Raw genomic sequence first — 14,793 nt, 5'->3', positions numbered from 1 at the left:
GTGGCATATCTCACGTAAAAGCCATTGAAATTGCAAATACCCGCAAGGGTGCATGGCGTACCACAAAATCTCCGCATATACACAAAGCCCTCGGCATTGCCTACTGGCAACAACAAGGGCTGAAAAGCTTAGTGCAACGATATTCTCAAATTCGTCAAGCTTGGTGAACCGCCGTATACCGAACGGTACGTACGGTGGTGTGAGAGGACGGGGGTTAGTCGCCCCCTCCTACTCGATTTCTCCGCAGTACATACTAAGCCTGTCAACGAGAAAGGGAGGGTGTTATGGGTCGCAGACGAGGCATTATGTCTGATGAGTTCAAGCTGGAGCTGGCCAAGGAACTGGGGTTTTACGATACAGTGAAAACCGAGGGATGGGGCGGCATCACTACGCGTGACGCCGGAAATCTGGTGAAACGCGCCATTCAGATTGCCGAAGAAGCGCTAGCGAAGCAAAATACCACAGACACTCGTTGACAGGGAAGGCCGGGGAGACCCGGCTTTTCTTTTGTGCCAAACTCTTGGCCCGATAAAGACTATTTTCTGCCGGACTGTATTTGGTGCGAATAGTATGGTTATTTTCCCCTCTACTGGCAAGGCAGAATACCCCTGTGCTACAATAAGAGACTAGGAAAACAGATCGTAGGCAGAGGTGAACAACGTGCGTATCTCGGTCAAAGCGCCCGCCAAAATTAATCTTACTCTTGATGTACTGGCCAAACGCCCTGACGGCTATCACGAAGTGGAAATGGTGATGACGACAGTAGACTTGGCGGACCGGGTTGATCTGACCTTGCGCGATGACGGGCGCATTTCACTTGATTGTTCGGCAAGCTTTGTACCGGATGACATTCGCAACCACGCTTACAAGGCGGCGCTGTTGCTGAAGGAACGCTATCAGGTGCCCTATGGGGTGCATTTGTACATAGATAAACAAATTCCCGTCGCTGCCGGGCTGGCAGGAGGAAGCAGCGATGCTGCGGCAACGCTCAGAGGGCTAAACCTTCTTTGGAATTTGGGGCTTAGCCTGGACGAGCTTGCAGAGGTGGGAGCGGAGATCGGCTCAGACGTACCGTTTTGCGTCTATGGCGGGACGGCAGTGGCCCGTGGACGCGGAGAGCAGATTACCCATCTGGCGCCGCCTCCCCCGTGCTGGGTCATCCTGGCGAAGCCGCCGATCGGCGTTTCCACGGCAGATGTGTACGGCAATTTGCGCGTGAAGGGGATTGAGCGCCATCCCTCCACGGAAAACATGCTGCGTGCGATACAGGAGCAGAATTTCTCCCTGATGTGCCGCACCCTGGGCAATGTGCTGGAAGAAGTGACGTTGAATATGCACCCGCAGGTACGGCAGATCAAGGACCTGATGGAGGCTTCGGGAGCGGACGGAGTCTTGATGTCGGGCAGCGGCCCTACCGTTTTCGCCCTTGTCCAAAAGGAAGCAAAAGTGCATCGCATCTACAATGCCTTGCGTGGATTTGTAAAAGATGTGTTTGTGGCCCGTATGTTAGGTGTCCCTGAAAGGGGAAATGCTTGCACAAACACGTATGGAAATGATACATTAGCACCATAATATTCGGTTTTTTGGAGGAAGAAACATGAAGAAATTGCGCAGAAGTGCCCGTCTTGTCGATATGACGCAGCACTTGCTTGCCGAGCCCCACAAGCTGATTCCGCTTACCGTGTTCGCCGAGCAGTACGGGGCTGCGAAATCGTCTATCAGTGAGGACCTGTCGATCATTAAAGAAGCGTTTGAAAGCCAGGGTGTAGGCGTATTGACAACAGTGGCGGGAGCGGCCGGCGGAGTCAAGTACATTCCCAAGGTCAAGACGGACGATGCGCTTGCCTTCATGAACAATTTAATCGGCCACTTGGGCAATCCGGAACGTCTCTTGCCCGGCGGATACTTGTACATGTCAGATATATTGGGCGACCCCGCGACCATGTCGAAAATCGGCAAGCTGTTCGCTTCCGCTTTTGCGGACAAGAACGTCGAGCTGGTCATGACCGTCGAGACCAAGGGGATTCCACTCGCGTATGCGACGGCCGTCTATTTGAATGTACCGGTTGTCATCGTCCGGAGAGACAACAAGGTGACCGAGGGTTCGGTTGTGAGCATCAATTATGTATCCGGTTCCAGCAAGCGGATACAAACCATGTCGCTGGCTCGCCGCGCCTTGCCTGAGCAGTCCCGCGTTTTGATCGTGGACGACTTTATGAAGGCGGGAGGAACGGTTCGCGGCATGATCGATCTTTTGCAGGAGTTCCGGGCTACAGTGGTCGGCTGCGGTGTCCTTGTGGAAACGGCAGACGTATCCGAGAGACTCGTAGATGAATACGTCTCTCTGGCAAAGCTTCAGGAAGTAGACATCAAAGGCAAGCAGATCGAACTGGAATTGGGCAGTTATTTTCAAAAATAGAGAGGAGTAGAAGGGCATGGCAATCTCTTTTGTTTCGACAAATCAGGCTCCGGCAGCGATCGGGCCGTACAGCCAGGCGGTAAAGGCAGGTTCCTTCCTGTTTGCTTCCGGCCAGATTCCGCTTCGTCCGGACGGTACCTTGGTGGAAGGCGACATCGTGGAGCAGACTCACCAGGTTTTTGCCAACATCAAAGGCGTTTTGGCTGAGGCGGGATTGACGCTTTCCGATGTAGTGAAGGCAACGGTGTTCATCAAAGATATGAACGAATTCGGACGCCTGAATGAAGTGTATGGCGAATATTTTGGGGATCACAAGCCAGCCCGCTCTACAGTAGAAGTCGCAAGGCTCCCGCGCGACGTACAGGTGGAAATCGAAGTGATTGCGTACCTGGGAGAATAACGGACAGACAAGACAAAAATAGCTACGACAGCCCGACACAACTCGCGTGTCGGGCTTGTTTTTTGCTAGTAATTGGAGTATGCTGGATAAAATTATAGTTTTTTTTGCAAAATTTCGGTAAACGTAGCAGGAATATTTACCCAGTGCGTGGAAATACTCCTAAACGCTTTTTATAGATAAAGGGAGTGAACTTGATGGAAGTAACAGACGTCAGACTTCGCCGCGTGAATACGGATGGTCGCATGAAAGCCATTGCATCTATTACCATCGACCATGAATTCGTGGTTCATGATATCCGTGTAATTGACGGAAACAATGGCATGTTCGTAGCTATGCCGAGCAAGCGTACCCCAGACGGGGAATTCCGCGATATCGCTCATCCGATTTCCTCGGCGACACGCGAAAAGATCCAAGCTGCTGTACTGAGTGAGTACGAGCGTGTAGGTCAGGAAGAAGAGAGCACCATCGAAGCAGGCGCGTAACTAATGAAAAACAGGCACCCCGTCCTATGACAGGGTGCCTTGTTTTATTCATAACAAGCTTCTAGATCCCGGATGATTTTTTCCTTGTCCAATCCTTCGCCGATAAAGACCGCTACCATTTTGGGGCCAAAATTTTCAAAGGGGAACAAATGGACCTGATTATCGGTATGCTGAAACGAGATCAGCTCATCCCGCCCTTTAAACAGCACGTAGCCTTTTGCCCGGTACACATTTTTCGGCAGGTCCCAGAGAAAATCTTCAAATTTTTCTGGATCTACAGGATAGGTAAAATGGTAGGAAAATGTTTCGATGCTGTTGTACAAAGAAGGTTCGGAAGCAGAAAGTCCTAGCGATTGCTTGACCTTTTCAATTGCAGACATTTTGCCTATGCTTTTTTGCACAAAAGGACCTCTCGTCCGGTCGTCGGCCCGTTCGGAAGCGACCTTCTCGGCGATTCTCTTTACCTGCAGCAATTGATCCAGGTCCATATCGCCCTGTATGGTGACGTGAATGGGAGCGTATGGGTTTAGCTCGACCAACTTCGCTTTTACCTTTTCCAGAGCGTCCGGTGCGACCAGATCGCTTTTATTTAATAGAAGCAAGTCGGCGTATTTCACCTGATTGCGGACTGTTTTTACGAGCGAGCTTTTCGATTGGAAGCGGGAGTTCAGGTCCCGGAAGCGGGAAGCGTCCACGACGCTGACAATGCCCTTCAGCTCCATCCTGTCGTAAAGCTCGGGGTGCGTCAGGGCATCGACGACATCTACGGGATCAGCGACCCCGGTAGTTTCGATCAGGATATGGTCGGGGTTGATCGTGGAGAGAATTTCCTGCAGCCCTTCTGTCAGCTCGCCTTGAATGGAGCAGCAGATGCAGCCGTCCAGCAGCTTTTTTACGGGAAAGCCGTAGCCTTGCAGTTGTTCCCCGTCGATATCTTCTTCGCCCATTTCGTTCATCAGCACGACGACCTGTCCGTCTTGCTTGCGCAGATAGGCTAGCAGCTTTTGCAGCAGCGTCGTTTTTCCGCTGCCAAGATAGCCCGTCAAGATGTACACGCCGGCACTCATCGCATCCATCCTCCTTTGCCTTGCGTTCATTTGTCATCTTTTCCCTTTCCATCATAAGATAGGTGCAAACAGGCGTCAAACGTGGCAAAAGCGAGTCGTTGATTTGTTACGAAAATAGAATACTGCGCCTATTATCTTGAAATCCTTATATGATTTAAGATATAGTCATTGTGGAACTTCTACGCTGGAGGGTTGACATGTCTAAGATCCATGCCGTGGTATTGGCGGCAGGCCAAGGAACACGGATGAAATCGAAGCTGTACAAGGTTCTGCACCCTGTTTGCGGAAAGCCGATGGTCCAGCATGTAGTGGATACACTGGCTTCCATGAGGGTGGAGGATGTCGTTGTCGTCGTTGGTCACGGTGCCGACACCGTTCAGGCCACTTTAGGCGAGCGTGTCGCATACGCATTGCAAAAAGAACAGTTGGGAACGGCACATGCTGTGCAGCAAGCAGCGTCGTTTTTACAGGCGAAAGAAGGAACTACGTTTATTTTGTACGGAGACGTACCTCTGTTGTCAGAGGAAACGTTGACCGCTCTTTTGCATTTCCATGAAGACCAGAAGGCAGCCGCAACGGTATTGACCGCTGTCCTTCCGGATCCAACCGGTTACGGGCGTATTGTCCGCAACGATTCCGGAGAAGTGATGGAAATCGTTGAACACAAGGATGCGTCTGACGAGGTTCGGGCAATCAAAGAGATTAATACGGGAATATACTGTTTTGACAACCAAAAATTATGGAATGCGCTGGCCCAGGTGAAAAATGATAACGTGCAAGGAGAATACTATGTGACAGATTGCATTGGTATTCTGCGCCAAGCCGGCGAGAAGGTTGTTGCCTTCGAAGCCGCAGACCCCGATGAGACAATGGGCGTCAACGACCGGGCACAGCTTTCGGAAGCGGAAGCATACATGCGCAAGCGAATCGCTGTTCGGCACATGAAAAACGGCGTTTCTATCATTGATCCTCTGTCCACGTACATCGAGGCGGATGTGACAATCGGTTCCGATACGATTCTCCAGCCTGGTACGTATCTTCGCAGAGGGACAACCATCGGCAGCGATTGCGTCATTGGCCCGCAAGCTGACCTGAGCAATACCAAAGTGGCTGACGGGGTTACCATTTCATACTCGGTGCTGGTAGACGCAAAAGTGGATGAGCAGGCTACAGTCGGCCCGTTTGCTTATGTACGGCCGGGAACAGAAATTGGTCCCCAGACGAAAATCGGCGATTTTGTCGAATTGAAAAACGCAAAAATCGGCAAAGGAACGAAAATCCCCCATCTCAGCTATGTAGGCGACGCGGAAATTGGCGAAGGTGTCAACATTGGCTGCGGCACGATCACGGTAAACTATGACGGTGCTGTCAAACACAAGACTGTCGTGCAGGACGGTTCCTTTATCGGATGCAATACCAATCTTGTGGCGCCGGTGACCGTGGGCAAAAACGCATACGTAGCAGCGGGCTCGACGATCAATCAGGATGTGCCGGACGACGCCCTGGCGATTGCCCGCGAGCGTCAGGTGAACAAACCAGGATACGCGAACAAACTGCCGCGAAAAAGCAAAAAGGAATAACAACGGGAGGTTCTTGAAAGATAATGGCTAATTACCGCGACCCCAAACTGAAGGTCTTTACGTGTAATGCAAATCGGGAGCTGGCAAGAGAGATTGCCGAGCATATTGGCGTTCCTCTGGGCAATTCGGAGGCGATTCGCTTCAGTGATGGCGAGTGTCAAATCAAATTGAACGAAAGTGTTCGGGGTTGTGATGTATTCGTCATTCAGCCGACATCTGCTCCTGTAAACGAGCACCTGATGGAGCTTTTGGTTATGGTGGATGCCTTGAAACGCGCTTCGGCAAAGAGCATCAACGTGGTTATTCCTTACTACGGCTACGCTCGCCAAGATCGCAAAGCGCGCGCCCGCGATCCGATTACTGCCAAGCTGGTAGCCAATCTGATCGAAACAGCCGGTGCTCACCGCGTCATCACGATGGATTTGCACGCGACCCAGATCCAGGGATTCTTTGATATTCCGGTTGATCATTTGCTGGGTGTACCCATTTTGGGCAAGTATTTTTCCGAGAAGGGGCTGAAGGACATTGTTGTCGTCTCCCCTGACCACGGCGGTGTCACGCGCGCCCGCAGACTCGCAGAGCGTCTGGAGGCTCCGATCGCGATTATTGACAAGCGCCGCCCGGAACCAAACGTCGCGGAAGTTATGAACATTGTCGGTAACATTGAAGGCAAAACGGCGATCATCATCGATGACATCATCGATACGGCCGGTACGATTACACTGGCGGCAAGTGCCTTGATCGAGGCGGGTGCAAAAGATGTTTACGCATGCTGCACGCATCCGGTCTTGTCCGGCCCGGCTATCGAACGCATTGCCAACTCCAAAATCAGCGAGCTGGTCGTAACCAATTCGATTCCGTTGACCCAGGATCGAATGATTGACAAAATCAAGGTCCTGTCGGTTGCGCCTATCATTGGGGAAGCGATTATCCGGGTTCACGAAGAACTTTCCGTAAGCAAGTTGTTTGACTAGAAGCCTGACGTGATCTAGGCGTTGAACACTGCATGGGGATGGAAAAGACCTCCACTGGACAAGCTAGAAGGAAGAAACTTCTAATCTAGCTGCCAGAGGAGGTTTTTTTGTGGAAGCAATTCAGGCGATGATCCGTCGCAAGGGAGAGACCGCGAAGACGAACAATGAATTGCGGCGAAAGGGATGGATTCCTGCGGTGATCTACGGTTCGGAAACCCCCAACCTGTCGATTCAGGTAGAAGGACGTGTCCTCGACCAAGCCCTTCGCCAGCAAACGACAAACAAACCGTTTACACTGGTCATAAACGGAAACAAGCATACCGTGATGGTTTACGAGCTGCAGCGCCATCCTGTGATGGGAAACATCCTGCACGCCGACTTCAAGCAAATCAATATGAATGAAAAGGTGCATACGAGCGTACCGATTCTGATGACGGGAGATCCCGAGCTGGGCGTCGCTACCCTGGTACGCCACAGCGTGGAGGTATCCTGCCTCCCCGGCGACATCCCCGAATCGTTCACAGTCAATGTCGACGGCCTGCAAATCGGAGATGTCGTCCTCGTAAAAGACCTGGATATTCCCCCGACAGTCGATCTGGCATTGGACGAGATGGAAGTCGTCATCAGTGTCCTGCCTGTGAAAGCAAAATCAGATGAATCGATCGACGCCGAGCAGGCTGCCGAAGCGGTCTCTGAGGATGCCAAGGCCCAGACCGAGGAAGCGAAGAAAGTATAGAACAACGAATAATGAAAAATGAACGGTGAACAATGAACAATGAACAAAGAAAACAAGCCTTCGACCCGCTTGTGCAGTGGGATTGAAGGTTTGTTTTCTTTTCCTATCCTTCTATTTCTCCTTTGAATTTGCTAATAAAGCTCCGGTAAAAGGAATAGCCGTAGAGATGAAAAAGGGAGAAAAAAGCGAGGGTCTTTGGGACACCTCCCAGGCTTTCTTTTCCAAGCGGAACCGTTTTTCGCGTCCAACTCTGAGAAACATCCCCGAACAGGCTGCTTTTGGACGCGGTTCCGCTTGGGAAAGAAAGCCGGACAGGCCGACCCCATGCAAGTGTCCCACCGAACCCGAGCATTTTTCTCCCTTTTTCATCTCCTCCCCCCAAAGTCCCGGCCAAAGCGCAAATGAAAAGGCACCCCCGTTCCTTTTGTTCCGCCCTATGTTTTAGTACAATGAAGAGAAGAACGAGGAGGGAACAAGCGTGAAAGTGATCGTCGGACTGGGCAACCCCGGCAAAAAATATGAAGATACAAGACATAATGCCGGTTTCATCGCCATAGATAAGATTAATGACAAATGGGGCATTCCCGTCGTGCAAAACAAGTTCCGCGCACTCATCGGCGAGGGACGGATCGAAGGGGAAAAGGTGCTCCTGGTAAAGCCGCAGACGTACATGAATCTCTCCGGCGAATCCATCGCGGAAATCTTGAAATTTTACAAGCTCACTCCGGAAGATGTCGTCGTTATTTACGACGATCTGGACCTGCCGCCCGGACAACTCCGCTTGCGGGAAAAAGGCAGCGCCGGCGGCCACAACGGAATCAAATCGTTGATTTTGCATATGGGTACACAAGAGTTTAAACGAATCAAAATCGGCATCGGTCGCCCGGAGCCGGGACGGAGCGTCAGCGATTATGTCCTTCATCCGTTTTCTACGGCAGAGCGCCCCTTGATCGATGAAGCTGCAGAGCTGGCTGCTGCGGCAGCGGCGATGTGGACAAAAGAGCCGTTTGTAAAAGTGATGAACCAGTACAACGTCTCCAAAAAACAAGGGTAGGCAAGGCTTTTCTCGCCTGTTCTACAAGAGTTGACACGTTAGTATGTTTTTCCACTCCCCCGGTCATACTAAGCCTAGGAATGACTGGGGGGTATGCGTGAATGAGCATTCGTTACGAGTGCCGCTGCTGTGGAGCGAGGATTGCGGAATTTGACGAAACCAGAGTGACGGAAGAACAACTGGGGTTGAACTCCTTGACCGCAGAAGAGCGTGCTCTTATAATATCCAAAGAACTAGGGGGAGACACGGTTGTGAGCATCACGTGCGGGTATTGCCGCGACGCGCTGCAATTAAACCCGGAGCTCTCACTTGTTGGCAACCCGCTTCAATAAAGGGGAAACGCTTTCGAAGGCTTGCAAATACAAGGCCTTGGCTTGATGAGCTAAGGCTTCTTTTCGCATGGTCGACTGGTGGCGGCATGGTCAGCATCTGATCTGCCTCGCCGACCGCCCGCAAAAGGAAAATCCAATGCACTGCCGATTTTGGCGAAACCAGATTTTCGACACAGAAAAACCTGAGAGGGGACTAGTGAATGCAAGTCATCATTAACCCGATGAAACAGGACGCCAATGTCGGGACAATCGTCGCTGGTCTGGAAAGAGGGCTGCACGAGCAGCTCGTTTCCGGACTGGCTGGCTCTGCGCGACAAGCGCTAATGGTCGCCTTGAAGCAAATGAGCGACCGTCCCGTCTGCGTCATTACCCATAACATGTTTCAGGCGCAAAAGGTGTACGAGGATTTGATCGAGCTCGTTCCTCCAGATGACGTCTTGCTCTACCCTGGAAACGAGTTGATCGGATCGGAGCTGGCGATCGCGAGTCCCGATATCCTGGCACAGCGCATTCATGTATGCAACCGTTTGGCCAAAGGCTTTACGGGTTTTTTGGTTGCGCCGTTTGCCGGTTTGCGCCGTCTTGCTGTTCCGCCTCATGTCTGGAAGGAAGCGCAAATCGAACTGAACGTAGGAGAAGAATTGGACATTGACGCCTTTTTGCTCCGATGCATCGAGCTCGGATATGAGCGAGTGGACATGGTGGAGAGAAAAGGCGAGTTAAGCGTGCGCGGCGGAATTATCGACCTGTACCCGATCGATTCGGAATGGCCGGTGAGAATCGAGCTGTTTGATGTGGACATCGATTCGATCCGTACCTTTGATATGGCTACACAGCGCTCGCTGGAATCGATCCAATCCTATACCATCGGCCCGGCGAAAGAAATGATCGCCTCCACAGCACTGCTGCAGGAATCGGCTGTCCGCCTGGAGCAGAAGCTGGGAGAGACTGTCGCCAAGCTGAAGGATGGGGCTGCAAAAGAAAAAGTGGTGGAATACATCGGCGGAGACGTTGAGCGCCTGAAGCAGGGACAGCGCTTTGCCCATCTGTACTCGTACATCTCCGTTATTTATCCGGCGAACGATACGCTGCTTTCCTACATGCCGTCCGACACGCTGTTGATCGTGGACGAACCGTCGCGTGTGCTGGATACAGCTGCACAACTGCAAAAGGAAGAAGGAGAGTGGCTGACTGGCCGAATTGCCGAAGGGGAGTTCATGGCGAATTTGACCTTGTCCCGTTCGTATGACGAGACCGTCGCCTCCAAGAAGCGCCAAATTGTGTATCTGTCGCTGTTTCTGCGTCAATCCCCCAAGACCCAGCCGCAAAACATCGTCAACCTGACCTGCCGCACCATGCAAAATTTCCATGGGCAAATGAATGTTCTGAAAACAGAGCTGACCCGTTGGAAAAAGTCGCAGGACCAGATCGTGTTCGTGGCTGCCGATCTGGAGCGGGCAAAGCGACTGGAGCGTGTGCTGCACGATTACGAGATGGAAGCCGATCTGCTGACGGATGAGGTGGAAGCCGTTCCGCCGGGCAGGCCGACCATTATTTTGGGGAATCTGCAAACGGGCTTTGAGCTTCCGTTAAACAAGCTGGTCGTCATCACGGAGGGCGAGGTTTTTACTGCCAAGCAGCGGAAAGCGCGCAAGGTGCAAAAGGCGATCACCAACGCGGAGCGGATCAAAAACTACCTGGAGCTGAAACCGGGAGACTACGTCGTTCATGTCAATCACGGGATCGGAAAGTATTTAGGGATAGAAACGAAAGAAATACTCGGAATTCATAAAGATTACCTTCATATTCAATACGCGGGCGGCGACAGTCTGTTTGTTCCGATCGAGCAGATTGACCATGTTCAAAAATACGTCGCCAGCGAGGAAAGCCAGCCGAAGATTTACAGCCTGGGCGGCAGCGAATGGAAGCGCGTCAAAACAAAGGTACAGTCATCCGTAAAAGACATCGCCGAGGATTTGATCAAGCTGTATGCCGCGCGCGAAGCAGCGGTCGGCCATGCCTTTTCCCGCGATACTGCGGAACAACGCGAGTTTGAAGCAATGTTTCCGTACCAGGAGACGCCTGACCAGCTTCGGGCCATTGCCGAGGTCAAGTCCGACATGGAGAAAAGGCGTCCGATGGATCGTCTGGTCTGTGGAGACGTCGGCTACGGAAAGACAGAGGTGGCCATTCGTGCAGCCTTCAAGGCAGTCATGGACGGCAAGCAGGTCGCCGTGCTGGTTCCTACAACGATCCTCGCTCAGCAGCATTACGAAACCTTCCGCGAACGCTTTGCCGACTACCCGATACGGGTGGAGGTATTGAGCCGGTTCCGTTCCCGCAAGGAACAAAACGCGACGATGAAAGGGCTGAAGGAAGGTACGGTCGATGTCGTCATCGGGACGCATCGCCTCTTGTCCAAGGACATTCAGTTCCGCGAGCTGGGCATGCTGATCGTCGACGAGGAACAGCGTTTTGGGGTCAGCCACAAAGAAAAGCTGAAGCAGATGAAGACCAATGTCGATGTTCTGACATTGACGGCCACACCGATCCCGCGGACTTTGCACATGTCGATGCTCGGTGTGCGCGACTTGTCTGTCATCGAAACACCTCCGGAAAATCGCTTTCCGGTACAGACCTATGTCATGGAGTACAGCCCGGCGCTTGTTCGGGAAGCGATCGAGCGGGAAATGGCCCGGGGCGGACAAGTATTTTTCCTCTACAATCAGGTACAGGGGATCGAGCAGATGGCCGAGCAAATTTCCATGCTGGTTCCCGATGCGCGTATCGCGGTAGCTCACGGACAGATGAACGAAAGCGAGCTGGAAACGGTTATCCTCGACTTTTTGGAAGGCAACTACGATGTGCTGGTAAGTACGACGATTATTGAAACAGGGGTGGACATCCCCAATGTGAACACGCTGATTATTCACAATGCGGACAAGATGGGTCTGTCCCAGTTGTACCAGCTTCGCGGACGTGTCGGACGTTCCAACCGGATCGCCTACGCGTACTTCACCTACCAGCGGGATAAGGTGCTGACAGAGGTGGCGGAAAAGCGTCTGCAGGCCATCAAGGAATTTACCGAATTGGGCTCCGGTTTCAAAATTGCCATGCGCGACCTGTCCATTCGCGGTGCGGGGAATCTGCTCGGGGCCGAGCAGCATGGCTTTATCAACTCTGTCGGGTTTGACCTGTACAGTCAGATGCTGAAAGACGCAATCGATGAGCTGAAAGGGGAAGTGAAGCAGGAAGCGGCTTCTCCGGTGGAGATCAACCTGCAAATCGATGCCTATCTCCCGTCCATGTACATTACCGACAGCCGGCAAAAAATCGAGATGTACAAAAAATTTGTCGCCGTATCGTCACTGGAGGATGTGGATGATTTGGCGGAAGAACTGTTGGACCGTTTTGGACCGTTAACCAAGCCGGTTGAGAACCTGCTCACCATCTCCCGGCTGCGGGTATATGCCCTGGAGCATCGGATTACCGAGATCAGCCAGAAAAATCCGGACGAGATCAAACTGGTCTTTCACCCAAGCCAGAACAACAACATCGACGGCGGTGCGTTGTTCGCTCTTGCCAGCAATTGGAGCAGACGGGTAGGCTTGTCGGGTGGACAACAGATCACCATAACTGTTAAAGTAAAGGGGTTACGAGAAGACGAGGGCATACAGCTCGTCGAAAAGCTGCTCCGACAATTTCATTTGGTGCGTAAAGACACCAATACGGAAAGACCCGTTTCCTGATGGTGACGGGCTTCCTTGAGAAGGGAGAACCAAAATGAAACGATCTGTTGCTTTATTGTCATCAGCGGTACTAGCTGTATCTCTGTTGACCGGGTGTGGCTCAGCAGCGGAAAAGGATTCCGCAGCGAAGCCGGCTGATCAAACACAGCAACCTGCGAACAACGGTGAACAGGCATCCCAGTCTGATGATGTGCTCGACCAGTTTAAAAAACTGACGCTGCCATATTCGGTTGATCCCAAAACCGCTATTGTGGAGTATCAGGGTGGAGAGTTGACTGCGCAAGAATTCGAGACGTTCCTGCGTGTGATCAATTTCTTGAACCCGATGCAAGGGGCTATGATCGAAAGCGCCGATCAGGAGTCGCTGAAAATCTTTGCCCGTGAGTATACGGCTACGAAGATTCTCGCTTCCCGGGCAGATGCGGCGATGGAAAAAGAGTCTCAAGAGCTTGCGGAAAAGACCTTTGAAAATCTCAAAGGACAGTACTTGGGATTGCTCGGCAAAGACGAGTCCAAGTTTGCCAAGCTGATGGAAAAAGAAGCAATCGACAAGGACACAGTCGTCAAGCAAATGGCATTGATTAACAATTCCATGGCCGTGCTGAGAAAAGGCATTGATGACGCCAAGCTGAAGAAGGAATACGAAGGCTTGGACAAAGAATCCATTACCGTTGCCTCCGTCCGTCACATTCTGGTTTCCTTTGAAAAGCACAACAACAACCAAGAGGAAGCCTTGAAAGTGGCCAACGACCTCTTGGCCCGCCTGAAAAAGGGTGAGGACTTTGCGAAGCTGGCGAAGGAAAACACGGACGACCCAGGCAGCCAGGAAACCGGCGGTCTGTACGAAAACGCCGATGTAAGCCAGTGGGTGCCGGAGTTCAAAGAAGCGGCACTGAAGCTGCCGCTCAACCAGATCAGTGACCCGGTCAAGACTTCTTACGGCTACCACATCATGAAAGTGGAAAGCCGCAAGGAAAGAACATTCGAGGAAATGAAGCCTGAGCTGCAGAATAAAATGCTGGAGCAGGAGTACGACAAATTTAACAAAGAAGAGCTGGACAAGCTGATTACGAAGTACAATATTCCACAGCCAAAACCAGCGTCTTAATCGGCAAAACAGGGGACCCCAGGGTTCCCTGTTTTTTCGTTTTCTCGCATATATTTGAAGTCCGGGTGAATACTATAGTCACTCGCTACCGCCCGGGGGAGAGTACAGAAACAAGCTGGAAAATGTTGCAGCCGATGGTCCGTAGTTAAAATGAGAATCTGAGGAAAAAATACAGCTAACCACCAACTTAGTCACAACCCACTTCTCAGGAAAGCGAGGCAACATGACATGAAAGCAACTGGTATTGTTCGTCGAATTGACGACCTCGGTCGGGTCGTGATACCAAAGGAAATTCGCCGTACACTGCGCATTCGTGAAGGTGATCCGCTTGAGATTTTCGTGGATCGCGACGGGGAAGTCATCCTGAAAAAGTACTCCCCGATCGGCGAGCTGGGTGATTTCGCCAAGGAATATGCGGACTCTCTGTATGAGAGCTTGAACCATACCGTGCTGATTTCCGATCGCGACAGCGTCATTGCTGTATCGGGTGCATCCAAGAAGGAGTACATGGAGAAAGCAATCGGCAGCATTGTGGAGAAATGCCTGGAGGAAAGAAAAACGCGCCTGGAGAAAAACGCGGGTACTTACGAAATCTGTCGCGATTACAGCGAGAACTACGGTTCCTTCGTGGTTTCCCCGATCGTAGCTGGCGGCGACCCGATCGGGTCGGTCATTCTCCTCACCAAAAGCGAGACGACGAAAATGGGCGATCTGGAAACAAAAATGGCAGAAACCGCAGCAGGTTTCCTGGCCAAGCAAATGGAGCAATAGCCTGACCCAAACAGCCTCGATGCGGGGCTGTTTTTTCTATGCGCGTGCGGGTGTTTTCAGCACCGAGAATGAGGGTTCATACAGGCCTGATCCCGCAAAGGGCCCGGGTGCATGGCGATTT

The 14,793-nt window shown here is 51.9% G+C and carries 14 protein-coding genes; 13 read left to right on the top strand and 1 reads right to left on the bottom strand.

Annotated features, from left to right (window positions below; all coding sequences use genetic code 11):
• Positions 1 to 284: 284 nt before the first annotated feature.
• The 5 genes from EDM54_RS21875 to spoVG all read left to right on the top strand — a co-directional run bounded on the left by EDM54_RS21875 (position 285) and on the right by spoVG (position 3,301).
• Positions 285 to 476: a small, acid-soluble spore protein, alpha/beta type gene (locus tag EDM54_RS21875; RefSeq protein WP_003390219.1), complete on the top strand. Its 192-nt coding sequence runs from the start codon at positions 285 to 287 to the stop codon at positions 474 to 476.
• A 184-nt stretch (positions 477 to 660) separates the two neighbouring features.
• Entirely contained in the window at positions 661 to 1,572 is a 912-nt protein-coding gene (gene ispE, locus EDM54_RS21870) for a 4-(cytidine 5'-diphospho)-2-C-methyl-D-erythritol kinase (protein WP_024983380.1), read from the top strand.
• Positions 1,573 to 1,597: 25 nt separating this feature from the next.
• A complete protein-coding gene (gene purR / locus EDM54_RS21865) occupies positions 1,598 to 2,419 on the top strand; it encodes a pur operon repressor (RefSeq protein ID WP_003390221.1) in 822 nt (273 codons plus the stop codon).
• 16 nt (positions 2,420 to 2,435) lie between these two features.
• On the top strand, positions 2,436 to 2,819 hold the full coding sequence (locus tag EDM54_RS21860) for a RidA family protein (RefSeq protein WP_003390223.1): 384 nt from the start codon (positions 2,436 to 2,438) through the stop codon (positions 2,817 to 2,819).
• 194 nt (positions 2,820 to 3,013) lie between these two features.
• Positions 3,014 to 3,301, top strand: a complete 288-nt coding sequence (spoVG, locus tag EDM54_RS21855; RefSeq protein WP_003390224.1) for a septation regulator SpoVG — start codon at positions 3,014 to 3,016, stop codon at positions 3,299 to 3,301.
• 44 nt (positions 3,302 to 3,345) lie between these two features.
• Here spoVG and EDM54_RS21850 read toward each other — a convergent pair whose 3' ends face one another.
• Positions 3,346 to 4,368 (bottom strand): CobW family GTP-binding protein, encoded by a 1,023-nt coding sequence (locus EDM54_RS21850; RefSeq protein ID WP_039070471.1) that lies wholly within the window; start codon positions 4,366 to 4,368, stop codon positions 3,346 to 3,348.
• 197 nt (positions 4,369 to 4,565) lie between these two features.
• Between EDM54_RS21850 and glmU the strand changes: the two genes are divergently transcribed.
• The 8 genes from glmU (at position 4,566) to spoVT (ending at position 14,672) form a co-directional block, all read left to right on the top strand.
• A complete protein-coding gene (gene glmU / locus EDM54_RS21845) occupies positions 4,566 to 5,948 on the top strand; it encodes a bifunctional UDP-N-acetylglucosamine diphosphorylase/glucosamine-1-phosphate N-acetyltransferase GlmU (protein ID WP_024983378.1) in 1,383 nt (460 codons plus the stop codon).
• A gap of 23 nt (positions 5,949 to 5,971) precedes the next feature.
• Positions 5,972 to 6,922 carry a ribose-phosphate diphosphokinase gene (locus EDM54_RS21840; protein ID WP_003390228.1) on the top strand — a complete coding sequence of 317 codons (951 nt, stop codon included), beginning with the start codon at positions 5,972 to 5,974 and terminating at the stop codon, positions 6,920 to 6,922.
• 109 nt (positions 6,923 to 7,031) lie between these two features.
• Complete coding sequence (locus tag EDM54_RS21835; RefSeq protein ID WP_122958777.1) at positions 7,032 to 7,658, top strand: 50S ribosomal protein L25; 627 nt, start codon at positions 7,032 to 7,034, stop codon at positions 7,656 to 7,658.
• Between the two features lie 478 nt (positions 7,659 to 8,136).
• Positions 8,137 to 8,712, top strand: a complete 576-nt coding sequence (gene pth, locus EDM54_RS21825; protein ID WP_031933419.1) for an aminoacyl-tRNA hydrolase — start codon at positions 8,137 to 8,139, stop codon at positions 8,710 to 8,712.
• A 101-nt stretch (positions 8,713 to 8,813) separates the two neighbouring features.
• On the top strand, positions 8,814 to 9,044 hold the full coding sequence (locus EDM54_RS21820) for an anti-sigma-F factor Fin (protein WP_003390232.1): 231 nt from the start codon (positions 8,814 to 8,816) through the stop codon (positions 9,042 to 9,044).
• A 200-nt stretch (positions 9,045 to 9,244) separates the two neighbouring features.
• A complete protein-coding gene (gene mfd / locus EDM54_RS21815; RefSeq protein ID WP_024983374.1) occupies positions 9,245 to 12,793 on the top strand; it encodes a transcription-repair coupling factor in 3,549 nt (1,182 codons plus the stop codon).
• A gap of 34 nt (positions 12,794 to 12,827) precedes the next feature.
• Positions 12,828 to 13,901, top strand: coding sequence for a peptidylprolyl isomerase (locus EDM54_RS21810; RefSeq protein ID WP_003390234.1), 1,074 nt, complete (start codon positions 12,828 to 12,830; stop codon positions 13,899 to 13,901).
• A 228-nt stretch (positions 13,902 to 14,129) separates the two neighbouring features.
• Complete coding sequence (gene spoVT, locus EDM54_RS21805) at positions 14,130 to 14,672, top strand: stage V sporulation protein T (RefSeq protein ID WP_003390235.1); 543 nt, start codon at positions 14,130 to 14,132, stop codon at positions 14,670 to 14,672.
• The last annotated feature ends 121 nt before the right edge of the window (positions 14,673 to 14,793 follow it).

The sequence above is a fragment of the Brevibacillus borstelensis genome (assembly GCF_003710865.1).
Taxonomy (GTDB): domain Bacteria; phylum Bacillota; class Bacilli; order Brevibacillales; family Brevibacillaceae; genus Brevibacillus; species Brevibacillus borstelensis.
The sequence above is the reverse complement of the archived record's forward strand: the minus strand, read 5'-3'. Positions and strand labels throughout refer to the sequence as shown.